This window comes from Ideonella sp. (assembly GCF_036277275.1).
Classification (GTDB): Bacteria; Pseudomonadota; Gammaproteobacteria; order Burkholderiales; family Burkholderiaceae_C; genus Ideonella.
Genome location: NZ_DASUNH010000079.1, coordinates 33,996 through 58,138 on the forward strand (window position 1 = coordinate 33,996; position 24,143 = coordinate 58,138).

Here is a 24,143-nt window from a genome sequence, read left to right on the forward strand (position 1 = left end):
AGCGGCCAGCGAGCGGAGCATGAAAGGAGACCGGGCGGCGATGGACAAGAAGGCGTGGCCTGCATGGGCTTCCGTGGTCGCGATGGCGGTCGTGCTGTGGCTCGTGACCAACTGGTGGGGCACGGCTCGAAGCGTCGAGTCGGTGCCCTATAGCCAGTTCGAGCGCGATGCGCGGGACAGCCGCTACGTCGAAATCCAGGTGCTCGACCGCACGCTCGTCGGTACGTTGCGCGAGCCGCGTGACGGCAAGAGCACGGTCGTGACGGCCTTGGTGGAGCCGGCGCTGGCCGAGCGCCTGTCGAGCTACGGCGTGCCGTACCGGCGGGTGCAGGAGTCCGGCTGGCTCACGGATGCACTGGCTTGGCTGATGCCGTGGCTGCTGATCCTGGGCTTGTGGACGCTGATGAACAGGCGCCTGGCGGGGCAGGCCGGTGCCGGCTTGCTGGGCATCGGGCGAAGCAAGGCCAAGGCCTACATGGAACGCTCCACCGGTGTTCGATTCGACGACGTGGCCGGCGTGGACGAGGCGAAGGCCGAACTGCAGGAGATCGTCGACTTCCTGCGCAACCCGAAGGAACATGGCCGGCTTGGTGCGCGCATGCCCAAGGGGGTGCTGCTGATGGGGCCGACGGGCACCGGCAAGACCTTGCTTGCCCGCGCGGTCGCAGGCGAGGCCGGTGTCGCTTTCTTTTCGATCAGCGGTTCCGAATTCATCGAAATGTTCGTCGGCGTGGGTGCGGCGCGGGTGCGTGACCTGTTCGAGCAGGCGCGGGCCCAGGCGCCGGCGATCATCTTCATCGACGAGTTGGACGCGCTGGGCAAGACCCGCGGCGCAACGCCGTATTCAGGCGGCCACGACGAGCGAGAGCAAACGCTGAACCAACTGCTGGTCGAGCTCGACGGCTTCGACCCCAGCGTGGGTGTCGTGCTGCTGGCGGCCACCAACCGGCCCGAAACCCTCGACCCGGCATTGCTGCGAGCCGGCCGGTTCGACCGCCAGGTGCTGGTGGACCGACCGGACCGCCGCGGCCGCCTGGCGATCTTGCAGGTGCACGCGAAGAAGATTCGCCTCGCGACCGGCATCGACCTGGACCAGGTCGCGGCGATCACGGTGGGATTCGCAGGCGCCGACCTGGCCAACGTCGTCAACGAGGCGGCACTGGTGGCCACACGCCAGCAGGCGGACGCCGTGACGCTTGACCACTTCACCCACGCCATTGAGCGCATCGTGGCAGGCATCGAGAAAAAGCATCTGCTGCTCGGCGATTCGGAACGCCGCCTGATCGCCACCCACGAACTCGGTCACGCACTGACCGCGCTCGCGCTGCCCGGTGTCGACCGGGTGCACAAGGTATCGATCGTTCCGCACGGGGTGGGTGCGCTGGGCTACACGCTGCAGCGCCCCAGCGAGGACCGCCACGTGCTGCGCCGCGCAGAGCTCGTGGACAGGTTGACGGTGCTCCTGGGCGGGCGTGCGGCAGAGGTGCTCGTCTTTGGCGAGCCGTCGACCGGTGCCGCCGACGACCTCGTCAAGGCCACCAACCTGGCGCGCGACATGGTGCTGCGCTTTGGCATGGACGACACGCTGGGCCCCGTGTCGTTCGCAGACCATGCGCCGCTGTTCCAGCTGCCGGCGTCCGAGGGCGGGGTGATGCCGATGAACGGCGTCAGCCCGCTGACGGCCGAAAAAATCGACGGCGCCGTTCGTGGTTTGCTGGACGAGGCGATGGCGCGTGCGACGACCCTGCTCAGAGAAGGCCGCTCGACGCTGGATCGCTGCATCCAGGAACTCATCGCCCAGGAGACGCTGGACGAATCACAGCTGACAACGCTGGTCGGTCTGCAGAAATCGACTTGAACGAAGGAGCAATCCATGTACAGCAGAATCCTGGTGCCCATCGATGGCAGCGCCACTGCCCAGCGCGGCATGGAAGAAGCGCTCGCGATGTCGTGCTCGAGCAAGATCCACATCGTCCTGCTCCATGTCGTCGATCAGGCGGTGGCAGCCCTCGACGCCGGAACCCCTGAGGCCGCGGAGGCCAGGCGGCGCCAATTGGTGAGCGCCGGCGAAGCCTTGCTCGAACGGGCACGCCAGCAGTGTGTGGATGCCGGGGCATCGTGCGAGGCCGTTCTCCGAGAGGTGATGTCCGAACGTGCGGCTGACGCCATAGCCGCCGAGGCCCTGAAGCGGCATTGCCAGCTCATCGTGATGGGAACGCATGGGCGAAAAGGGCTCACCCGGATGGCACTCGGCAGTGATGCCGAGCTGGTCGTACGACACGCGTCGGTGCCCGTTCTGGTGGTGAGGTACCCGAAAGAACTGCCGTAGCAGACCTGCGGCTTTGGCCGGCTGTTGCCGGTGACGCAGGGCCGCCGAGTGGGCCACTCATGCAGCGGCCGCGTGGACCTCGCCCAACTGCCTCGCCCGCAGCGCTGACACGAACTCCGCCAGCTTGAACTCGGACGCGCCGGCGTCGATTTCGACGTCGGTAACGGCCAGCGTGGCGAGCGGCGGTTGACGTGCATCCTGTTCCAGTTCGGACAATGCCGTTGCTGCGCCGGAGCCGCCGAAGGTGCAAAAGAAGCCGACGTTTCGGGTGCTGCGAAGTCCACGCGTGAACGTGCGCGCCGGGGGCGATGCATGGCCGGCCCACACGGGGGTCCCGATGACGACGAGATCGAACTGAGCCGGGTCCTGCGCGAGCTTCTTGATGCCCACATCGCGGTTGCGAAGAGCGGTCCAGCCGCAGCGCAGGTACCCCAACATTCCGCCATGAGGCTGCAAGACGTCGATGGGTGCCAGCGCTGCGTCCAGGCGCTGGGCAAGCTGCTCGGCGACGCGCCGGGTGTAGCCGGTGCGCGAATGGTAGGCAACGAGGATGTGTGTCATGTCTGGCTCGGCGATCAAGGCGTTGAGCACAATCGTGCGGGGCTGCCGGGCTGCCGGGCAGAGCAAAGGGCTGGTGGTCAGTCGAACCACCTGATTGATCCAGGTTGGCCCCGACCGTCCTTCGAACACCACGTCCGGCGCGACGTTCTGGAAGGTGGTCTTGCAGTCGATGTCCGTGAGGGGGTTGTTCAGCTCTTGCGTTGAATTGAATCTCTCAAGGCCGCAGGGGCAATTGATTCTTCTCAAAGCGCAGTGGGCTTGCGAGGCCCGGCGTGGCTGCCCCGCTGCATCGCGCGCGCACCGACACGCATGGGTGTTCGCGATGCGCGCTGGCGATACAAAACCAACACGTTCCGTTCACCCGATGTTGCCGACTGACGCGACCCGTTGGGCGCGCGTTTTCGCAGCGAGTCCAGTCTTCAGTAGTCAGGCGCCCACCACGGCGCGCCAGTCCGAAAGGAGCACATCATGGATGGATTGAAGACCGGCACCTCGAGCCCTGCCTACGAGTTGCGTTTTCGCTCCCTCTTCGACCTCGGACGGGGCTACAGCTTCCCGTGCGACGAACAGGGCCGCGTCGACATCGACCGCCTGAGCGAGCGCGCCCGCAGCAACTACTTCTTCGCGCGCACGGTCATCGGGCGCGAGGTCGCCACGCCCGCGGTACGCCGGGCCGATCTGCACTGAGCTTAGCCGCTTCCCCGGCGAGCCGACGACGTCCAAGCTGACCGCGGGGCCTGGTCCCTCTGGGTGCTTGGAATTGCGTCTGGTCAAGTCGTGTGCAGGGCCCCGTCCGTAGCATGGCTTTGCAGCTGACCTCTCCCGTTGCTCAACCGGCCGGACGATGTGAAGGCGATTCATCCATGAAGGCAAAGGTGCTGGCGGCCGTCGGCCAGTTCCTGCGAAGGCGGGGCCGCCCAGTGCTTCCGGCCTCCGTGCGGGGTTGCCTGCTGCTTCTCGTGGCGGCGTGCCTGTTGCCGCCGACGATTGGCGCCGCCTTGTTGATTTCGCAGTCCTTCCGCGACGGCCGGGCAACCCAGATCGACAGGGCTACCGCCACTTCGCGTTCACTCATGGCGGAAGTGGACGAGCGGATTCGCAGCGCCACCACGGCACTGCAAGTGTTGGCAGCATCGCCCGCGCTGGCCAGCGAAGACTTGCGGGCATTTCACATGCAGGCGCGCACGGTTCTGCCGTACCAGGCCGGCAACAATTTCGTCCTCAGTGACACGACGGGGCAGCAAGAGGTCAACACGTTGCTTGCCTTCGGCGAGCCGCTGCCCCGGCACGGCAACCCGCCGTTGCAGCAGGCCGTGATCGCCTCGAAGGAGCCGGTCGTCTCGGATCTGTTCATCGGCGGCGTGACCCGCCGCCCGCTGGTGGCGGTGGAGGTGCCGGTCACCGTCGACGGGCGGATGACCCACACGCTGGCCATGGGCTTCTTTCCCGACCGGTTCGCCGGCGTGCTGGCGAACCTGCAGCCCGAAACGGACTGGGTCGTCTCTCTGTTCGACCGCACCGGCACCATCGTCGCGCGCACCCACGCGGCCGAGCGCTATGTCGGGCAGAAAGGCGCTGCCGAGCTGCTCGCTGCGATGGCCCGCAGCGACCGCGGCGTCATGGAGATCGACACGCTCGAGGGCACGCCGGTGATCGCGGCGTTCTGGCGATCCCCGGTCACCGGCTGGTCGGTGGCGGTGGGCGTGCCGCGGCAGGCCTTGATGGCCCCGTTGCAGCGCTGGTTGCTGATTCTGGTCGTCTCGGCCACGGCGCTGCTGGCGTTGGGGGTCGGCATCGCCGTCCTGTTGAGCCGCCGCATCGCCGGGTCGATCGAGGCGCTCATCGCGCCGTCCGAAGCGCTCGGCCGGGGCGAGCCGGTGCAGGTGGGCGCCTTGCCGCTGAAAGAGGCCGACGCGGTGGGCTGCGCGCTGCGGCGGGCGGCCACCCTGCTGCAGCAGCGTACAGACGAACGGGACTTGCACGCCCAGGCGTCGCTTGAAGCGCGTGTGCAGGCGCGGCGGCTGGCGCATGTGGCATCGCACGACTCCTTGACCGGCTTGTCGAATCGGGCGCACTTCCTGGAACTGGTCGAGCAGCGTGTCGACAGTGACCGCAGCGACAAGCGGGCGTTCGCGATCTTCTTCGTCGACCTTGACGACTTCAAGCCGATCAACGATCGCTACGGGCACATGATGGGCGACAAGCTGCTGCGATGCTTCGCCGCCCGCCTTCAAGAGGGCGTGCGGGGGACCGACCACGTCGCCCGGCTGGGCGGCGACGAGTTCGCCGTCCTGCTCGACGACCTGTCACCCAAGCAGGCGGGCATGGTGGCCGCCGTGCTCAGCGAGCGCCTGTCGCGCCCTTACACCATCGATCACTTGACGCTGCGCGTGTCGGCGTGCGTCGGTGTCGCGTGCTGTCCGGAGGACGGCACCAGCGCCGATGCGTTGATGGCGGCGGCCGACGCGGCAATGTACCGCGCCAAGGCGGGCGGCAAGGGGCGGTTCGAGATGTCGAGGCCTTCCGACCTGTAGTTCACGGCCCCTCTTTCTTGCGCCAGCGCAAGCGGCGGGCCACGCGATACGTCATTCTTTGTCGGCTTGGGGTCCTGCGCACACAAGAGACCCCGGAGGAGACGTCGGTGAAGTCACCCTTGCGCCGCGAGGCCTTGCAGTTCCTCTCTTCCCGAGCGGGACCGTTGCCGCCGGCAGTTCGCTCCGTGCTGTTTGGCCTGGAGCGCTTTCACCAGCACGGGGTCAGCCTGGCCCAGGCGCAACCGGTGGAGCGCCGACGCGCCTGGCGGCGCCGGGTGCGCACACCGCCCTTCTTCCCGCGGCTGGAGGCCAACGGTCGCGTCCTGCAGCGCACGCGTGGCTACCTCGAATCCCTCGACCGCGAGGGTGAGTCGTTGAGCCCCGCGGCTGAATGGCTGCTGGACAACTTCCATCTCATCGAGGCGCAACTGCCCGAGGTGCGCAGCGGCATGCCACGCGGGTACTACGCCGAGTTGCCCAAGCTGCGCCAGGCGCCGCTCGCCGGCCTGCCGCGGGTCTATGGCATCGCCTGGGCCTTCGTCGCGCACACCGATTCCAGCTTCGACCCCGGGCTGCTCGCCTGCTTCCTGCAGGGGTACCAGGAAGTCGATGTGCTGACGCTTGGCGAGCTGTGGGCCCTGCCCAGCACGTTGCGCGTGGTGCTGATGGAGAACCTGGCGCGCCTGGCCGATTCGGTGGCGACGACGAAGGCCGCGCTGGAGGCCGCTACCTGGTGCTGCGATCGCGGTGCGCGCCTGAAGCTCGAACGGCTGGACGAGCTGTACGACTTGGCTGCACGCCGTGGTGTCGGCCCGGTGTTCCTGGCGCAGATGGTGCAGCGCCGCCGCATCGTTGGGCTCGGTGACGGGACGCCCTGGCTGGCGTGGCTGCAGACCAAGGTCTCCGACGCAGACGCCCTGTTGGCCGAGTCGCAGGCTGCCCAGGCGGCCGACAACGTCAGCGTGAGCAACGCCGTGACCGCGCTGCGCAAGATCAGTCACCTGGAGTGGATGGGGTTGATCAACAGCGCGAGCCCGGTGCTGCGGTCGCTCGGGCAGGTGCCGGCCTTCGCGGCCGACAGCGAATTCACCCGCGACGCCACGACCCACGAGATCGAGCGGTTGGCGCGCCGGTTGCGGCGCACCGAGCTGGAGGTCGCGCAGCGGGTCGTCGAGCTGTGCGCAGCGCCCGGCACGCCGGCCCATGTCGGGCCGGCACATTGGACGATCGGCGAAGGCCGCGAGAGCTTGCTGGCGGCACTGGGGGCGGGGCCGGCGGCCATGAAGCGATCGCCCGTCATGCTCTGGCGACGCTGGCGTACCAGCCTGTACGCCGGCCTGCTGTGTGCGGGCGGGGGCGGTTTGCTGGCTTGGCTGGCGACGTCGCGTGGGGCCTCCGGCTGGATGGCCGGCGTGGCGCTGCTGCTGATGGCCTTTCCCGCATTGGAATGTGTCATCGCGCTGGTTCATCGCATGCTGGCCGAGGCGGTGCGCGTGCAGCGCCTGCCGCGGCTGGCGCTGGAGAATGGCCTGCAGCCGGAGCACGCCACGCTGGTGGCGGTGCCGTGCATGCTCGGGTCGCCGGCCGGCGTCGGCGGCCTGCTCGAACGACTGGAGCTGCATCACCTGGCCAACCCCGAGGCCCATGTGCGCTTCGCGCTCGTCAGCGATTGGTTGGATGCTCCGGCGGCGACCCAGCCGGGTGACGAAGCGCTGCTGTCGCTGGCGCGCGAGGGGGTCACGCGACTCAACGCGCGCTACCCATGGGCTGGTCCGGGTGCCCGCTTCCTGCTGCTGCACCGGCAACGCCAATGGTGCGAAGGCGAGGGCGTGTGGATGGGTTGGGAGCGCAAGCGCGGCAAGCTGGAACAACTGCTGCAGGCGCTCGCCGAAGGCGGCCTGCCATCGCCGTTTCTGGATCTGGGCGAACTCAGCCGGCTTCCTGATGGCGTGCGCTACGCGGTCGTGCTCGACAGCGACACCGAGCTGCCGCCGGCCAGCCTGCGCGAGATGGTGGCCATCGCGGCGCACCCGCTGAACCAGCCGCGCATCGACGACGCTTCGCGTCGCGTCGTGGCCGGTTACGGCATCCTGCAGCCGCATGTGGTGTCTCGGTTTCCGGCTGCGGGGGAAGCCACCGCCTTCGGCTGGATCTTCGCCGGGCCGTGGGGCACCGATGCCTACAACGGCGGTTGTTCCGAGATCTACCAGGATGTCTTCGACGAAGGCAGCTTCTACGGCAAGGGGCTGTTCGACGTCCGCGCGGTGCACGAGGTGCTGCGCGGCCGCGTGACACCCGGCCGGCTGCTCAGCCACGACCTGTTCGAGGGCCTGTGGGCGCGCTGCGCGTACTTGAGCGACGTGGTCGTGCTGGAGTCGCACCCGATGCACCCGGACGTCGCCGCCTCGCGGACGCATCGCTGGACGCGCGGCGACTGGCAACTGCTGGCGTTCATGGGCGCGGTGGTTACGGGCGGTGTCGGGGGGCTGAACGTCTGGAAGGTGCTCGACAACCTGCGCCGCAGTCTGCTGGCGCCGGCCTGCGTGGCGCTGCTGTGGTGGAGCTTCGTCACCGGCACCGTGGCGCCGCTGGTCGCGGTGACGCTGGTGCTGGCCGCCCATGCGCTCGGGCCGTTGATCGGCGCGCTCGCCGGTTTCTCACCTTCGCGATGGCACGTGGCTTGGCGCCACCTGCTGGCCGGGGCCGGCCGCGATCTCGCGCGCTCGGTGTCTGCCGCACTGTGGCAGACGGCCACGTTGCTGCACACCGCGCTGCTGCACCTCGATGCGATCGCCCGGGCTTGCTGGCGCATGGTGGTCAGCCGGCAGGGCCTGCTGGAATGGACCACCGCGGACCAGGCCCACGCCGCGGCGCGACATGACTGGCCGGGATTCTGGAAACGGCATGCCCGGACCAGCCTGCTGGCCGTCGTCTGGATGGCCAGCGGCCTGCTGCTGCCCGGCGCGGCGCATGGCTGGCTGTGGGGCTTCGGCCTCTTGTGGCTGTGCACGCCGGGCTTGCTGTGGTGGGGCGCGCGCCCGCTGCAGAAGGTGCACACATCCACCCTGGACGCCGCCCGGCGCGACTACCTCATGGGCGTCGCGCGTGACACCTGGCGCTACTTCGAGCGGCATGTAGGCGCCGAAGACAACCATCTGCCGCCCGACAACCTGCAAGTCGAACCGCGCACCATGCTGGCGCACCGGACATCGCCGACCAACATCGGCCTGTACCTGCTCAGCGCGTTGTGCGCCCACCGGCTCGGCTTCATCGACAGTGTCGAGCTGGGCCGGCGCATCGACCTCACCCTGGCGGCGCTCGAACGGCTCGAGCGCCACCGGGGGCACTTGTTCAACTGGATCGACACGATCAGCCTGGCGACGCTGATGCCGAAGTACGTCTCCACCGTCGACAGCGGCAACCTGGCCGCCTGCCTGTGGGCGCTGGCGCAGGCATGCCGCGACATTGCCCGGTCCACCACGGAAGACGCAGCCAACGCGGCGGATTGGCTTGAGCGGGCCCGTCGCGCCGACGCCGAGGTCGCGGGAATGGACTTCGGGTTTCTGTATGACCGGCGCCGGCGCCTGTTGCACATCGGGTACCGGCTCGACGATGCGGCGCTCGACCCCGCCTACTACGATCTGCTGGCCTCCGAGGCCCGGCTCACCAGCTTCGTGGCGATCGCCAAGGGCGACCTGCCGCGCCGCCACTGGGAGGCGCTCGGTCGGCCGTTCCTGGCCTTCCAGGGCGCGCCTGCGCTGCGCTCATGGTCCGGCTCGATGTTCGAGTACCTGATGCCGTCGCTGCTGATGGAAGAGCCGGCCGACGGGCTGCTGCGCCGCATGGCCGCGGTGGCCGTGCGGGCGCACCGGCGCTTCGGCCGCCAGCATGACATGCCGTGGGGCGTGTCCGAATGTGCCTACTTCGCGCAGGACCACACGCTCGCCTTCCAGTACTCGCCCTTTGGCGTGTCGAGCCTGGCGCTGCGTCGCACGCCAGTCGAAGACCGCGTGATCGCCCCTTACGCCACCGCGCTGGCCGCGATGGTGGACGCCTCGGCGGCGGTGGGCAACCTGCAGCGGATCGAGGCGCTCGGCGGCCGCGGCGAGTTCGGCTTCATCGAGGCCCTGGATTTCACGCGCATCCGGGGCGGCCAGGCCGATGATCCCCTGCGGGTGGCGGCGTTCATGGCCCACCACCAGGGGATGAGCCTGGTGGCGCTGGCCAATGTGTTGTGTGACGGAGTGGCGCGCGCCTGGTTCGGCCGCGCCGCGCCGGTGGCCGCCCATGCATCCCTGCTGCATGAACGCATGGCCCGCGAGATCCTGCTGCAAGAGCCCTTGCTGCCGCGCGCGCCGCACGGTGCCCTCGGTGTCGAGGAAGTGGCCACGGTGCGCGAGTTCGACTTCACCGAGCCGCCGGCATGGCTGCCGACGCAATGGCTCAGCAACGGCCGCTACGGCGTCAGCCTGCGGCCCAACGGCGCGGGCAGCAGCAGTTGGCGCGGCCGCGCGATCAGCCGCTCGCGCGACGACGCGCTGCGTGATCGCTACGGCACTTGGCTGATGGTGCGCCTGGACGGCGAGCCGGGCTTGCACTCGCTGACCGCAGCGCCATGCCCGAGGCCGCACACCCGCTACCGGGCCCGCTTCTTCAACGACCACGTCGAGTTCCTCGCCGAATGCGACGCGTTCGAGGCGCAGCTGAGCGTGTGGGTCAGTGCCGACGACGACATCGAATTCCGCCACCTGACGTTGCACAACCTGCGCGACGAACCGCTGGCGCTGGAGCTGATGAGCTTCTTCGAGCTGGCGCTGACGACACAGGCCGCCGACGAGGCCCATCCGGCCTTTTCCAACCTCTTCGTGCAAGCCCATGCCATGGACCCGCGCGGACTCCTGCTCGAACGGCGCCCGCGCCTGCAGGGCGAACCCGGCGTGTGGGCGGCGCACTTCCTGGGCGCCTGCGACCTCGAACCGGAGCGGGTGCAGTTGTGCTGCAACCGGGAGCAGATGCTGCCGCGCCGCGGTGGGATGGCGTCGCTGCGCCCCGCGTGCTCGGAGCCTGCCCCGGGCGGCCGGCTCGACACCGGGCTGGACCCGGCGGCCTCGATCACGTTGAACTTCCGTTTGCCGCCGCGTGCGCGCATGTCGACTACCTTTGCCACCGCCGCAGCCGACGACAGCGACAAACTGCTGGCGCTGATGGACGAGTACCGGCAGGAAGTCCACCTGCAGAGCGCGCGCACGATGGCGGCAGCACTGGCGCGCATCCGCCACCGCGAACTGGGTGTGAACGCGGCCGACCTGCACGCGGCGCAGGACCTGGCCAGCCTGATGGTGATGAGCCACGGTCGCCAGCGCGATGCGCCCGCGCTGGCGGTGGACCGGCGCGTGCTCTGGCGCTTCGGCATCTCGGGCGAGCGGCCGATGGTACTGGTGCACGTCAATGCGCTGCATGGTCTGGGGGCGATCCGGGCGCTGATCGCAGCGCAGCGGTTGTGGGAGATGGGCGGCCTGGCCACCGACCTGGTGATCCTCGATGGTGAACAGGCGTCGTACCTGATGCCGCTGCAAAGCCAGCTGACGTCACTGCGCAGCAGCCTCGGCGGCGGACAGCACGAGCAACCCGAGCGCGGCAGCGTCCAGCTTCTGCGCGAAAGCGAGGTGTCGCCGGCCGAACTCTGCGCGCTGCAGGCCTGCGCCCGCGTGGAGCTGGTGGCAGATGGTCGCTCGCTGTCGCGGCTGCTGGCGCAGTCGCTGTGGAAGGATGTCGCCGGGGTGCTCGAACCGACGCGGCCACCGGCCACGCCGCCAGCGCCGCAGGCCTGGGCGCCCAACCGTTTCGACGGCGATGGCCGGGGCTTCACGATCGACCTCGACGATGCACACGTCACGCCGCGGCCCTGGGCGAACGTGCTGGCGAATCCCCAGTTCGGCTGCATCGTCACCGAATCCGGTGGTGGATTCACCTGGGCGCTGAACAGCCGCATGAACCAGCTCACCCCCTGGAGCAACGACGCCTTGCTGGACCCGATCGGCGAGCACTACCTGGTGCGCGACGTGGACGATGGCAGCGTGTTCGGGCTGCTTCCCGGCGCCGAGCGCAATGGTGCGCGCGGTTGGACCGTGCGCCACACGCAAGGCGCGAGCGAGTTCGTGCACCAACGCGGCGACCTGCACGTGACGGCGACGATCTGCGTCGACCCGCACGAGTCGGTGAAGTGCCTGCGCGTGCGTTTGCGCCACCGCTCGCCGCGTCCCCGCCGGCTGCAGCTGGTCGCCTGCGTCGAATGGGTCGTCGGTTCGCATCGGCGCGAACGCATGTCGCTGGCCACTGAGTACCTCGGCGAGTTCCAGGCCGTGCTCGCGCGCCAGCTCGAGCACCAGGGCGGTTTCGGCGAGGGCACGGCTTTCCTCGCGCTTCGCGGGGCGCGCGTCTCGCACTGGACGTGTGCGCGAGACGAGTTCTTCGGCGCCGACGGCGGGTTCCGCCTGCCGGACGAACCGGCCGGCGCCGCCGGCTTCGGCATCGACCCGTGTGCGGCGCTGCAGGCACCGTTCGAGCTTGCGGCGGGTGACACCTTCGAGGCTTGCTGGCTGCTGGGCTTTGCGCCCGGCCGCGAGGCCGCGCTCGCGTTGCTTCGCCGGCTGCAGGCCGATGGCGTTGCCGAATCGATGCCCGAGCGCGCGCTCGCCGCGTGGGACGAGCGCCTCGCGAAGATCGAGGTGCGAACGCCCGATCCGCTGTTCGATGCGATGGTGAACCGGTGGTGGCCGTACCAGGCCGTGGCCTGCCGGCTGTGGGCTCGCGCGGCCTTCTACCAGGCCGGCGGCGCGTTCGGCTACCGCGATCAGTTGCAGGACGCGATGGCCCTGGCCTGGACGGACCCGGGCATGCTGCGCGAACAGATCCTGCTTCATGCGGGGCGGCAGTTCGCCGAGGGAGACGTCCAGCATTGGTGGCACATGCCCACCGGGGCGGGCGTGCGGACCCGCTTCAGCGACGACCTGCTGTGGCTGCCCTACGCGATCCAGCACTACCTGGAATGCACCGGCGACCACGGGCTGCTCGACGAGGAGCGGCCCTTCATCGAGGGTCCGCAGGTGCCACCGGATGCCGAGGACGCCTACTACGTGCCCGTCATCGGCGGCCAGACGGCATCGGTGTACGAACACGCGGCGCGCGCCATCGACCATGCGCTGCGTTTCGGCGCCCATGGCCTGCCGTTGATGGGCACCGGCGACTGGAACGACGGCATGAACCGCGTCGGCCATGAAGGCCGTGGCGAGTCGGTGTGGCTGGGCTGGTTCGTGCTGGCCATCGTGCCGCGCTGGCAACAGCTGGCGGCCGAACGACAGGACAACGCCCGTGCGGGCGGCTGGGCGGCCCAGCGCGAGACGCTGGAGCAGGCGATGCAGGCGCAGGCCTGGGACGGCCGGTGGTACCGGCGCGCCTTCTTCGACAACGGCCATCCGCTCGGTTCGCGCACGAATGCCGAGTGCAGCATCGACCTCATCGCCCAGGCGTGGAGCGTGCTGACCGGCGCGTTGGAACAGGAGCGTGCGCGGCAGGCGATGGCCAGCGCCGACGAGATCCTCGTCGATCGAAGCGGCGGTCTCGTCCGGCTGCTGCATCCGCCGCTGCAGCAGTCAGCGGACCATGCAGGCTACATCCAGGCGTACCCGCCGGGCGTGCGCGAGAACGGTGGCCAGTACGCCCACGCCGGCGCCTGGGCGCTGCTGGCGCAAGCCAGGCTCGGCCACGCCGACAAGGCATGGGAGTACTTCTGCATGCTGAGCCCGGCGCATCGCGCGGGCACGCCGGCCCAGCAGAGGCGCTACCGGCTGGAGCCGTACGTGATGCCAGGCGACGTGTACTCGGCACCACCCTATGAAGGCCGTGGCGGCTGGAGCTGGTACACCGGTTCGGCCGCGTGGATGTGGCGGGCCGCGTTGGAGGGGCTGCTCGGCCTCTCGCTGCGGCCCGGTGCTGTTCGGCTGCGGCCGTGCCTGCCGGTTCACTGGCCCCACGCACGCGTGACGCTGAGACTGGGGGGCCGCGAACTGCAGGTGCTGCTGCAGAGGGCGGAACTGCCCGTGCCACGCGATTCGATCCCCGTCGCGGTCGACCAGTGGATCGACACGACGGGCCTGGCCGACGGCAGCGTGCTGTGCGCCGTTCTCGCGCCGTCGACGGCGGCACAGGCGCCGAGCCCAGTGACGGAGGTACACCCGGGGCCGGATGCCGGGTAGTGCGAGAGCGCTGCTTTGATTTGGCGCAAACGCCGATGGACGCGTGGGCCTAGCCTTCGAGGCATATTTCATTGGAAAGACCGCCATGGAAATTCACCGATCCGCGCTGCGCTCCGTCGCAGAAGGGGTGCTCGCGATCACAGCGGCCGCCTGGCTGATCAGTGCCGCTGCACAGCCGAAGGAGGGCGCCGCGCGCACCTCGAGCGAAGGCGGGATCACCATCGTCGTGACGCCCAAGGCAAGCTCACCGGACCGCGAGTGGGCGTTCACCGTGGCACTGGACACGCACAGCCAGGATCTCGGCGATGACCTGGTCGCCTCCAGCGTGCTGCTCGTCAACGGCGCACAGGTGAAGCCGACGGCCTGGACGGGTGCAGCACCCGGCGGCCACCACCGCGAAGGGGTGCTGACCTTCGCGCCCGTCGAGAAGCCGGCCGGTGCGGTGGAGTTGCGCATCCAGCGACCCGACGAAGCCCAACCGCGCACGTTCCGCTGGGACGGCGCCGATGTGTATTGAGCGCGACGGCGGCACCTGACGAGCAACATCTCCTGCAAGCGGCCATGTACTCACTGCACGTCCAGATGAAGCTTGTGCTCGCGGCGCTCGGTGCCGCGGTGGCCATCACCGGCTACGCCACCGGGCCGAAATTCGATGGCGACGTGGCACACCCTCGCGCCGGCAGCGCTGGCCCTGCCCGCGTGAAGACGCCGAAGAAAGCGCAGGGCGAGGCGCACGACGAGAAGCCCATGACGGGCATGCAGGACGGCATTGCCGCGAGGGCGGTGCGGAGCCGAGGCCATGAACGAGTTGATCGCGACCGATCATCGTGACGGGCCGCTCGATCGCAGCCGTCGTGCGGCGCTCGCGACGATTGCGCTGACCCTGTGGCTGCCCGCTGCGTGGGCCGAAGAGCCGAACGGTCGCGACGTGCTCGACCAGGTCGAGAAACTGCTGTGGGGCAGCACGGTGCACGGCGACTACGAGATGACGATCACGACGCCGCGCTGGCAGCGCACGCTCGGCTTGAAGGTGTGGATGGACAGGCCCCGGCGCTCTTTCGTGCGCATCGTCTCGCCGGCCAAGGAAGCCGGGATCGGCTCGCTGCGCATCGGCGCCGAGATGTGGAACTATCTGCCGAATGTCGAGCGCGTCATCAAGATTCCGCCCTCGATGATGCTGCAGCCGTGGATGGGCTCCGATTTCACCAACGACGATCTGGTCAAGGAAAGCAGCATCCTCGACGACTACACGCACAAGGTGCTGGCGAGCGCCGCGCCGGACGATGAGGTGTGGCAGATCGAGGCCACGCCGAAGCCGGACGCGGCCGTCGTGTGGGGGCGCGTCGTCTATTCGGTGCGACGCCGCGACAACATGCCGTTGAAGCAGGAGTTCTTCAGCGAGCGCGGCGAACTGGTGCGCGTGATGACCTTCACCGACGTTCGCACCTTGGCCGGCCGCACGCTGCCCACGCGCTGGGAGATGCGACCGGTCGCCAAGCCGGGGAATGTCACCACGGTGGTTCTGAAGAACGTGGCTTTCGATCAACCGCTGGCGGAAGAGATCTTCACCCAGCGCCACCTGCAGAAACCGTGAAAGCGGGTTGGGCGTGCCTGTCGCTGCTGTTCTTCGTCTCTTCGCCGTCGGCGGAGGAGGCGACGGAAACCCTGCAGGTGTCGGGTTATGCCAAGGGCATGCTGATCGATTCGAGCACGGTCGTCGGGCCGCAAGAGCGCTACACGGCGGGGTTGAACCGCCTGCGGGTGGAGCTCAAGGGTGATCTCGCAAAATGGCTCGTTGTCGACCTGCAGGTCGACAACGAGTTGACGCTGGGTGACTACCTGCGGACCGAGCAGTTCCGTCTGCAGAGGGATTCGCCGCCGACCTGGTGGCGCGCCCGCACGAGTTGGCTCGACGAACCCGACGCCTACGGCCAGGCCCGCGTGTACCGTGCTTCGCTGACCGCCTCGTTCGTCGATACCGACCTGCGGGTCGGCAAGCAACGCATCGCCTGGGGAACGGGCCGCTTCTGGAGCCCGCTGGACATCCTCAACCCGGTGAGCCCCACCACGCTGGAACGCGCCGAACGTGTCGGGGTCGACGCGCTGCTCGTCGAGCACAAGATCGATGCGTTGTCGCGCGCAGCGGTGGTCCACGCGCCCCAGCGGGACGCCGGCGATGCCAGCACGGCCATGATGTGGCACGCCAACCGCTCGGCAGTCGATTACTCGCTGGTGGCCGGCCGCTTCGGGCGCAGCAGGGTGCTGGGCGGCGATGTCGCCGGCCAGGTCGGCCAGTCGGGCATCCGCGCCGAGCTCACGCGCACCTTGCCCGACGCCGGCCCGGCGTACGTCCGAGCGCTCGTCGGCCTGGACCATGCGTTTGCCAACACGCTCAGCGTGAGTGGGGAGCTCTTCTTCGACGGATCGGGTAGCCGTGATCGGGCGCGCTATGACTTCGCCGCGCTCTTCTCGGGTGCGCGGCAGAACCTGGCCCGCCACTATCTGGGCCTTTCCGCCAGCTACGACGTCACGCCGCTGATCGAGACCCGCCACGACCTGGTGCTCAACCTGGACGACGGCAGCGGCTGCTACTCGCAGGCGCTCACCTGGTCGCTGCGCACGAACCTCGATGCGACGCTCGGTGCCCAGTTCTTCGGTGGGGCCCGCACAACGGAGTTCCGCGCCTTCAAGCGTCTGCTGTACCTGCAACTGCAGTGGTTCTACTGAGTCTACCGAGCCGCTTGGACTCCCGCGGACGATTCGCCGCTTGACCCACATCAATGGCTGCGGGCGGGGGCCGGTTACCTTTCCGCCACGGCTTCGACGAGGTAACTCCCATGACCATCCAACGACGCCACCTCCTGGCCCTGCCGCTCATGGCGGCGGGCGTGTTTCCGGTACGGGCCTTGCAGAGCCGGACCTTGGTCGAAGTCTGGAAGGGCCCCACCTGCGGATGCTGCGTCGACTGGGTCACGCATCTGCGCAGCAGCGGATTCGACGTGGTGACGCACGACAGCGGCAACGCCGAGGCACGCCAGCGTCTGGGGATACCCATCGCCTACGGCTCATGCCACACGGCCCAGGTGGGGGGCTATGCGCTGGAGGGCCATGTCCCGGTGCGTGAGATTCGCCGGCTGTTGAAGGAGCGACCGGTGGCAGCGGGCCTGGCGGTGCCGGCAATGCCCCGTGGCTCGCCGGGCATGGACGGTCCAGCCTATGGGGGCCAGCGTGATCCGTACGACGTGCTGCTCGTCCAGAAGGACGGTAGCGCACGGGTGTTCGAGTCGTATCGCTGACGCCCGTGCAGGACCCGTCATGGTTGCCGCCGACACCCGACGCTTTGCGGTGCACGCGAGCGAGTCGGCGTCGCGGGCCGTCGTTCGCATCGAGCACCTGTCGCGCGTGTACCGGCAGGACAGCCTGGCCGTGCGGGCGCTCGATGACATCGACCTGGAGATAGACGAAGGCGATTTCGCCGTGCTCGTGGGCCCGTCGGGCTCGGGCAAGACGACGCTGCTGAACATGATCGGCGGCCTGGACTCTCCGACCGAAGGGCGGATCTGGCTTGCCGGCACGGAGATCGGCGGCATGGGCAAAGGCGAGCTGTCGGCATTGCGTCTGCGCCACATCGGCTTCGTGTTCCAGGAGTTCAACCTGATTCCGGTGCTGTCGGCGCTGGAGAACGTCGAGTTCGTCATGCTGCTGCAGGGCGTGCCGACGGCGGATCGGCGTGACCGCTCGCTCGCGCTGATGAAGGAGCTGGGCCTCGAGGGACTGGAGCACAGGCGGCCGGCGGAGCTTTCCGGCGGGCAGCAGCAGCGCGTGGCGGTGGCACGTGCGATCGCAGCCCAGCCCAGCATCGTGCTGCTCGACGAGCCCACGGCGAATCTGGATTCGAAGGCCGGGGCTGCGCTGATGGACCTGATGCGGCGACTCAACCAGCAACGCGGAACGACCTTCATCTTCTCGACGCACGATCCGATGGTGGTCGAGCGGGCCCGGCGCGTGATCCGTCTTCGGGACGGTCGCATCGAGGCCGATGAGCGGAGAACGTAGTGCTGCTCCAACTCGCGTGGCGCAACGTGCTGCGCAACCGCCGGCGCTCGGCGATCACGGTGGCCTCGATCGCGATCGGCCTGGCGGCGTTGACCTTCTTGTGGGCGTTCATCGACGGCATGAATCGCCAGATGATCGAGAACAGCACCCGCTACTACGCGGGTGACCTGCAGCTTCACATGGAGGGTTACCACGACGACCCGAGCCTGGATCGGACGATCGAGCAGGCGGCGCCGGTCCTTCGGCACCTGCGTGAGGACCGGGACGTGGCAGCGGCCAGCGTTCGTCTCGAAGGCCGCGCGTTGGCCAGCCGGGGCGACAAGTCTCGTGGGTTGCTGGTCGCCGGTGTCATGCCGAGCGACGAGCGGGCGGTCACCCGGCTGTTCAATGCCGTGGTGCGCGGCCGGGCGCTGGCCGATGACGACACCGGTGTGCTGGTCGGAGAGTCGCTGGCCGACGCGCTGCGCCTGCAACCGGGCGACGACCTGTTGCTGGTCGGGCAAGCGTACGACGGCTCCGTCGCCAGCGCCCGTGTGCCGGTACGCGGCGTCTTTCGCACCCACATCGACGAGCTGGACGGCTTCATGGCCGTCATGTCGCTGCCGGCGGTGCGCGAGTTCTTCGTCGCGCCGGGGGCCGCCACGGCGGTGGCCGTGCGGTTGAAGGACCGCGGCACGCTCGACGCCGTACAACGCCGGCTGCAGCGGCAGATGGGACCCGGCTTCGAGGTCCTGGGCTGGCCGCGCCTGCTGCCGTTGGTGGCCGTCAGTTCGCGCTTCCACGAGGTGATCGCGTACGTGATTCTGGTGGTCTTCTTCGGCATCGTCGCGGCGGCGGTGGCCAACCCGATCCTGATGGCGGTGCTCGAACGCACGCATGAGTTCGGCGTCATGCTGGCGCTCGGCGCCGGCCGCTCGAGGCTGCTGCGGCTCGTGATCTACGAGGCTGCGCTGCTGGGGTTCGTCGGTCTGGTAGTCGGCAATGCGCTGGGCCTCGGGCTGGCCGCGCTGTTCGGCCGCATCGGCATCGATCTGACGGCCTTCGGCTCGGCGCTGCGCACGATGCCCGGGCTCGAGGACGTGGTCTACCCGGTCGTCCGCCTCGATCGCAGCGTGATGCTGTCGTTGCTGGTGTTCGGCACGGCGGCGCTGGTGTCGCTGTATCCGGCCGGGAAAGCCGCCTTGCTGGAGCCGGTGGCGGCGATCCGGGGCTTGGCGGGCCGCGGTGGCGGCAGGGGCCGCGGCGGGCGCCGCTCGATGGGAGGCGGCGCCGTGTTCTTTCGCATCGCCCTGCGCAGCGTGATGCGCAACCCACGCCGGACCGCGATCACCGCAGGTGGAACGGCGTTCGGGATCGCGGCCTTCGTGTTCCTGTTCGGTTTCTTCGACGGTTTCGACCAGGAAATCATCGACAACGCGACGCGCTATGTCACCGGGCACGCGCAGGTCGAGCGGCCCGGCTTCCGGCGCGAGCTGGCGCCCGAGCTGTCGATCGAGCAGGCCGACGCGCTGATCGATGCGATACGGCGTACATCCGGCGTCGCCGCAGCGGCGCCGCGGGTGCAGGTTCAGGCATTGGCCAGCAGTGCGACGCGTTCGGAAGGCGTTCTGCTCGTCGGCATCGACCCCACCGCCGAGCGCGACGTGACCTTCATCCATCGCACCGTGGTCGAAGGCCGGGCGTTGCCCGAAGGGGCGGATCACGAGGCGCTCATCGGCCGCAAGCTGGCTGACAAGCTCGGCGTGCGCCTGGGCGAGAAGATCGTGCTGATGACGCAGGCCAGCGACGGCGAACTCGCCACCGGCGCCTACCGCGTGGGCGGCGTCTTCGCGACCGAGAGTGGCGCGTTCGATGGGGCCTTCGTCTTCGTCACGCTCGGCAGCGCGCAGTCCCTGACGGCGCTCGGCCGCCGGGTCTCGGTGGTCAACCTGCGCGCGGCCGACCGGCAGCAGCTGGATGCAGTGACGGCGCGGCTGCAGCCTCTGGCCGCGGAGCGCGGGCTTCACATCGTGCCGTGGCCCGAGTTGCTGCCGCAGGTGGCCGAGATGGTCCGGCTCAACCAGGTGATCAGCAACATCGTGCTCGCCATCGCCTTCCTCGTGACGGCGATGGCGATCGTCAACACGGTGTACATGTCGGTGGCCGAACGCACCCGCGAATTCGGCGTGATGATGGCGCTTGGGACCGAACCGGCAGCGATCACGCGCACGGTGCTCTACGAAACGGCGATGTTGATGCTGCTCGGCTTCGCGCTCGGCTATGCGGCGGGCGTCGCCGCGGTCTTGTACTTCGGCCGCGAGGGGATCGACCTGTCGGGCTTCTTCCGGGGCTATTCAGCGATCCCCGGGCTGACTGGCATCGTGCACCCGAAGCTCGATGTCAACCGCATCGCCGTGCCGGGGGCGTTGCTGTTCATGGCCAGCGTGCTGGTCTCGCTGTACCCGGCTGTACGCGCGGCCCGACTGGACCCGGTGCAGGCGATCCGCCATGTCTAGGAAGCTCAGTGCCCCGCAGCCATGCTGCGACATTCATCGGCACAAGTTCGGCAAGCGCGGGCACAGGCCTGGCAGTGCTCCGTTGCATGCTTGGCACATTCATCGCCACAGGCTTGGCACACGTCGGCACATGGCGCGCAGATCGCAGGTGCGTAGGCGCTGCCACGCGCGCGGGGCCATGTCACTTTGGCCGTCGTGAACCAGGGGCCATCCATCCATCCGACGCATCTGCCCAGACTGTTCAACCGCTTCTATCGCGTGGACGCATCGCGGAGCCAGGCCAGCACGAGTCATGGTCTCGGGCTGTCCATCGTCGCTGCGATCGCTCGCATGCATCATGGCGAGCCCTTTGCGCGCTCAAGCTCCGGCGAAACCTGCATAGGGTTCACTGTCGCAGCCTCACCTTAGCCCGGCTCGATCCGGTGCGTGCGATCAGGCAGTTGTGAGGCCTGGGCGCGATGCGGCGTCGTACGTCAGGTCGACGCACCGACCGAGACGACGGCGCTCAACAGCGCCAGCAAGACGATCAGGCTCACGAGATATCGATGCAGGAACCGACGCAGGACCCCAAGCACCAACATCGGTACATGCTGGTGCGGCCCGCCGTTGGCAGCGCAGCGGTGCATCTGGTCTTGCAGGGCATGCAGGTCGTTGTCGACGCTCGACATGCCATGGCGATGCGGGTTTGGCAAAGGGGTGATCAGCTCATGCATGTGACGCTCCTTTGGCGGTGGGAGACGGGGGCAGGTGGGCGATGAACCACTGGCTGGCGAGGTCGGTCACCCGCTGCAGCGCCCCGTACTCTTCGAACAGGTGCGTCGCCCGCGGGATGGTGCTCAACTCGGCGCGGGCCCGCAGTTCCTTCAGCGCCAGGCGGTTCAGCTTCAGCACTTCGGTGTCGGCGCCGCCGACGATCAGCAGCGTGGGCGCCTTGACCCCGGCGAGTGCACTGCCGGCCAGGTCCGGCCGCCCGCCGCGCGAGACCACGGCATACACGCGCCGGGGCCTCGCCGCCGCGGCGACCAGCGCAGCGGCGGCGCCCGTGCTGGCACCGAACAGCGCCAGCGGGAGTGCAGCAAGTGCAGGGCGGCGGTCGATCCAGTCGATCGTCGCGACCAGGCGCTGGCCGAGCGATTCGATGTCGAACACCTTCGAGGGGTCGTCCGCTTCGTCGGTGCTCAGCAAGTCGAACAGCAAGGTTGCCAACGATTGCTCCTGCAGCGCCTGGGCGACTTGGCGATTGCGCGGGCTTCGCCTGCTGCTGCCACTGCCGTGGGCGAATACGACCAGCGCTCGCGGCTGCTGCGGGATCGTCAGGTCGCCCTCGAGGGCGTCGGGGCCGATCAGCACGCGCTTCGGGGGAGACAGCACTTCTTCCATCGTTGCTCCTCGGGGACCGTCCGTCATGCGTCCTCAGGGATCGTTTATCCACCGTTGCCCCGAGCAAGGTCTTGACAATGCGCAAGGCCCGGGTGCGTCCCGGTCCGGCTCGCTCGGGCCGCGCCGTCACGCGGCGGTGACGCCGCCGGGCCCTTGGTGCTGAGCCAGATAGGTCACGAGGCCATCGAGCGAGTCGACCAGGCGGTAGTCGGATTCAGGCACCGCGACGCCCAACCGGCCCTGCAGGGCAATCAGCAGGTTGAGGAAGTCGAACGAATCGAGGTCGATCTGCTCGCGCATCGAACGGCCCGGGTCGACGCGCGAGAAGTCCGCCTCGGGGGCGATCTCCAGCACGCTGTCGACCACCACACGGCGAATGCTGTCGATGTCCATCACGCCAGCCCTTCTGGTTGCGACAACCGTTGCTGCAGATCTGCCAGGAAGCGCGCACCGACCAAGCCGTCGCTGACGCGGTGGTCAGCGGCCAGCGTCACATGCACCGTGCGCGCCAGGGCCAACTGTCCATCGCGCACGACTGGCCGCATCGCCACGCGCCCCAGGCCCACCAGGGCCACCTGGGGCGGGTAGATCACGCCATAGACCACGTCGGTGCCGAGGTCGCCGAGGTTGGTGACGGTGACGGTCGAGTCGGCCAGGTCAGAGCTTCGCAACTGGCCCCGGCGCGCGCGCGACAACGCCTGCGCCAGCTCGCGCATCAACTCGGGCAAGGGCTGGCGGTCGGCGTCGTGCACCGTCGGCACCACCAGGCCACCTTGTCGCAACGAGGTCACGACACCCAGGTGGACGGCAGGCGAGGGCAGGAAGCGCCCGTCGACGAACCGGCCGTTGAGCGCCGTGGCCTCGTGCAGCGCCAGCCCGATGGCGCGCAGCGCCAACGCGGCCCACAGCACCCGCTCGGCCACCGGGCGGCTCGCATTGAAGGCTTCGAGCCAGCGCAGCGCCGCCTCCACCTCGATCTCGCAGCCGAGGTAGTAGTGCGGGATCTCCCGCTTGGAGCGCGCCATGGCGGCGGCAATCGCGGCGCGCATGTTCTCGACTGCGGTGTCCGACGACGGCGCCGCGGCCGCCTTCGCTTCGACATCGGCCAGTGTCACCGGGCGCTCGCCGACCTGGCGCGCCAGCGTCGGCAGGTCGACGCCAAGCTGCGCCGCCCGCTGGCGCGCTGCGGGCGAGATGCGCATGCCAGCCGCCACCTCGACCGGCGGTGCGGGCGGTGGTGCCATGTCGGGTGCGGGTGCGGGTGCGGGGGCGGGAGCGGGAGCGGCGGCCGGCGCCGACGCAGCCACTGCGTGCCAGTCTTCGCCTTCGCCGGCGAGCAGCGCGAGCAGGGCGCCGACCGGCAGGTGCTGGTCGGGTTCGGCGATCAGCCGCGCCATCGTGCCGTCCTGCCAGGCCTCGACGTCGATCGCGCCTTTTTGTGTCTCCACGACGCAGACGACGTCGCCTTTTTTCACTGGTTGGCCCGGCTGCACGTTCCAGTGCACGAAGATGCCGTCGTCCATGTCGGCGCCGAAAGAAGGCAGGCGCAGTTCGATCATCGTCCCGCCACCTGGTGTGCCGCCTGCACGATGCGAGCCACGTTGGGCAACGCGGCGTCCTCCAGGTGCTTGGCGTAGGGGATCGGCACCTCGGCGCTGCACACCCGCGCAGGCGGTGCGTCGAGCTCGTAGAACGCGCGGTCGACGATGGTCGCGACGACTTCGGCGGCCAGGCTGCCGCTCAGCCAGCCCTCGTCGACCACCACGGCGCGGCGCGTGCGTTTCAGGCTGGCGGCGATGGCGTCGCGGTCCAGCGGGCGCAGGCAGCGAAGGTCGAGCACCTCGGCCTCGATCCCCTGGGCCGCCAGCGCTTCGGCCGCCGCCAGGCAGCGCGGCAGCGAGCCGCCATAAGTGATCAGGCTCAGGTCCCGGCCTTCGCGGCGCACGGCGGCGTGATCGATGTCGACCGGCGCCGGCGCGCCCGGCAGTTCACCTTCGGCGTTCAGCAACAGCGCATGCTCGAACAGGATCACCGGGTCGGACAACTGCAGCGCGGCCAACAGCATGCCGCGCGCGTCCTCGAGCGTCGCGGGGGCCAGCACGCGCAGGCCGGGCACGTGCGCGTACCAGCACTCCAGGCTGTGCGAGTGCTGCGCCGCCAGCTGCCGGCCGGCGCCGGTGGTCATGCGGATCACCAACGGCACGCCGACCTGGCCGCCGGACATGTGGCGCAAGGTGGCCGCGTTGTTGACGATCTGGTCCAGTGCCAGCAGGCTGAAGTTGACCGTCATCACCTCGACGATCGGCTTCAGGCCGTTGATCGCCGCGCCGATGCCGCAGCCGACGAAGGCCGATTCGGACAGCGGCGTGTCGCGGATCCGGTCTTCGCCGAATTCCTCCAGCAGCCCCTTGCTGACGGCATAGCTGCCGCCGTAGCGACCGACGTCTTCGCCCATCAGGAAGACGCGCTCGTCGGCGAGCAGCGCGGCGCGCAGGCCTTCGCGCAGAGCGTCCCGGTAGGTGGTCTTGTCCAT

The 24,143-nt window shown here is 69.1% G+C and carries 19 protein-coding genes and 1 pseudogene; 13 read left to right on the forward strand and 7 right to left on the reverse strand.

Annotated features, from left to right (window positions below):
- Positions 1–40 precede the first annotated feature (40 nt).
- Positions 41–1,858 carry an ATP-dependent zinc metalloprotease FtsH gene (ftsH, locus tag VFY73_RS13890; RefSeq protein WP_329719763.1) on the forward strand — a complete coding sequence of 606 codons (1,818 nt, stop codon included), beginning with the start codon at positions 41–43 and terminating at the stop codon, positions 1,856–1,858.
- A 15-nt stretch (positions 1,859–1,873) separates the two neighbouring features.
- Positions 1,874–2,329: a universal stress protein gene (locus VFY73_RS13895; protein ID WP_329719671.1), complete on the forward strand. Its 456-nt coding sequence runs from the start codon at positions 1,874–1,876 to the stop codon at positions 2,327–2,329.
- Positions 2,330–2,386: 57 nt separating this feature from the next.
- On the opposite strand, the gene VFY73_RS13900 is transcribed toward VFY73_RS13895, so the two are convergent.
- Positions 2,387–3,136, reverse strand: coding sequence for a flavodoxin family protein (locus VFY73_RS13900; protein WP_329719673.1), 750 nt, complete (start codon positions 3,134–3,136; stop codon positions 2,387–2,389).
- Positions 3,137–3,358: 222 nt separating this feature from the next.
- Between VFY73_RS13900 and VFY73_RS13905 the strand changes: the two genes are divergently transcribed.
- The 10 genes from VFY73_RS13905 to VFY73_RS13950 all read left to right on the forward strand — a co-directional run bounded on the left by VFY73_RS13905 (position 3,359) and on the right by VFY73_RS13950 (position 20,230).
- A complete protein-coding gene (locus VFY73_RS13905; RefSeq protein WP_329719675.1) occupies positions 3,359–3,577 on the forward strand; it encodes a hypothetical protein in 219 nt (72 codons plus the stop codon).
- 386 nt (positions 3,578–3,963) lie between these two features.
- Positions 3,964–5,424, forward strand: a complete 1,461-nt coding sequence (locus VFY73_RS13910) for a diguanylate cyclase (protein ID WP_329719677.1) — start codon at positions 3,964–3,966, stop codon at positions 5,422–5,424.
- 107 nt (positions 5,425–5,531) lie between these two features.
- Complete coding sequence (locus VFY73_RS13915; RefSeq protein WP_329719679.1) at positions 5,532–13,679, forward strand: GH36-type glycosyl hydrolase domain-containing protein; 8,148 nt, start codon at positions 5,532–5,534, stop codon at positions 13,677–13,679.
- An 85-nt stretch (positions 13,680–13,764) separates the two neighbouring features.
- Positions 13,765–14,196: a hypothetical protein gene (locus VFY73_RS13920; protein WP_329719681.1), complete on the forward strand. Its 432-nt coding sequence runs from the start codon at positions 13,765–13,767 to the stop codon at positions 14,194–14,196.
- Positions 14,193–14,510: a hypothetical protein gene (locus tag VFY73_RS13925; RefSeq protein ID WP_329719683.1), complete on the forward strand. Its 318-nt coding sequence runs from the start codon at positions 14,193–14,195 to the stop codon at positions 14,508–14,510. The genes VFY73_RS13920 and VFY73_RS13925 overlap by 4 nt, the downstream gene beginning before the upstream one ends.
- On the forward strand, positions 14,479–15,273 hold the full coding sequence (locus tag VFY73_RS13930) for an outer membrane lipoprotein-sorting protein (RefSeq protein ID WP_329719685.1): 795 nt from the start codon (positions 14,479–14,481) through the stop codon (positions 15,271–15,273). The genes VFY73_RS13925 and VFY73_RS13930 overlap by 32 nt, the downstream gene beginning before the upstream one ends.
- A complete protein-coding gene (locus tag VFY73_RS13935) occupies positions 15,270–16,406 on the forward strand; it encodes a hypothetical protein (RefSeq protein WP_329719687.1) in 1,137 nt (378 codons plus the stop codon). Before VFY73_RS13930 ends, VFY73_RS13935 begins: the two co-directional genes overlap by 4 nt.
- A 110-nt stretch (positions 16,407–16,516) precedes the next feature.
- Positions 16,517–16,975 carry a DUF411 domain-containing protein gene (locus tag VFY73_RS13940; RefSeq protein ID WP_329719689.1) on the forward strand — a complete coding sequence of 153 codons (459 nt, stop codon included), beginning with the start codon at positions 16,517–16,519 and terminating at the stop codon, positions 16,973–16,975.
- Positions 16,976–16,994: 19 nt separating this feature from the next.
- Positions 16,995–17,735: an ABC transporter ATP-binding protein gene (locus tag VFY73_RS13945; protein ID WP_329719691.1), complete on the forward strand. Its 741-nt coding sequence runs from the start codon at positions 16,995–16,997 to the stop codon at positions 17,733–17,735.
- Positions 17,735–20,230 carry an ABC transporter permease gene (locus VFY73_RS13950; protein WP_329719693.1) on the forward strand — a complete coding sequence of 832 codons (2,496 nt, stop codon included), beginning with the start codon at positions 17,735–17,737 and terminating at the stop codon, positions 20,228–20,230. Before VFY73_RS13945 ends, VFY73_RS13950 begins: the two co-directional genes overlap by 1 nt.
- Before the next feature lie 5 nt (positions 20,231–20,235).
- Here the strand turns inward: VFY73_RS13950 and VFY73_RS13955 are convergent, their stop codons facing one another.
- Positions 20,236–20,445, reverse strand: coding sequence for a four-helix bundle copper-binding protein (locus VFY73_RS13955; RefSeq protein ID WP_329719695.1), 210 nt, complete (start codon positions 20,443–20,445; stop codon positions 20,236–20,238).
- On the opposite strand from VFY73_RS13955, the pseudogene VFY73_RS13960 reads away from it, so the two are divergent.
- Positions 20,405–20,638: pseudogene (locus VFY73_RS13960) on the forward strand (ATP-binding protein); the annotation flags it as partial. The gene VFY73_RS13955 and the pseudogene VFY73_RS13960 overlap by 41 nt on opposite strands.
- 65 nt (positions 20,639–20,703) lie before the next feature.
- Here the strand turns inward: VFY73_RS13960 and VFY73_RS13965 are convergent.
- The 5 genes from VFY73_RS13965 to VFY73_RS13985 all read right to left on the reverse strand — a co-directional run bounded on the left by VFY73_RS13965 (position 20,704) and on the right by VFY73_RS13985 (position 24,143).
- Positions 20,704–20,943 carry a hypothetical protein gene (locus VFY73_RS13965; RefSeq protein WP_329719697.1) on the reverse strand — a complete coding sequence of 80 codons (240 nt, stop codon included), beginning with the start codon at positions 20,941–20,943 and terminating at the stop codon, positions 20,704–20,706.
- Positions 20,936–21,610, reverse strand: a complete 675-nt coding sequence (locus VFY73_RS13970) for a dienelactone hydrolase family protein (RefSeq protein ID WP_329719699.1) — start codon at positions 21,608–21,610, stop codon at positions 20,936–20,938. The genes VFY73_RS13965 and VFY73_RS13970 overlap by 8 nt, the downstream gene beginning before the upstream one ends.
- A 126-nt stretch (positions 21,611–21,736) precedes the next feature.
- Positions 21,737–22,003, reverse strand: coding sequence for an acyl carrier protein (locus VFY73_RS13975; RefSeq protein ID WP_329719701.1), 267 nt, complete (start codon positions 22,001–22,003; stop codon positions 21,737–21,739).
- Positions 22,003–23,169: a dihydrolipoamide acetyltransferase family protein gene (locus tag VFY73_RS13980; RefSeq protein ID WP_329719703.1), complete on the reverse strand. Its 1,167-nt coding sequence runs from the start codon at positions 23,167–23,169 to the stop codon at positions 22,003–22,005. The genes VFY73_RS13975 and VFY73_RS13980 overlap by 1 nt, the downstream gene beginning before the upstream one ends.
- Positions 23,166–24,143 (reverse strand): alpha-ketoacid dehydrogenase subunit beta, encoded by a 978-nt coding sequence (locus VFY73_RS13985; RefSeq protein ID WP_329719705.1) that lies wholly within the window; start codon positions 24,141–24,143, stop codon positions 23,166–23,168. Before VFY73_RS13985 ends, VFY73_RS13980 begins: the two co-directional genes overlap by 4 nt.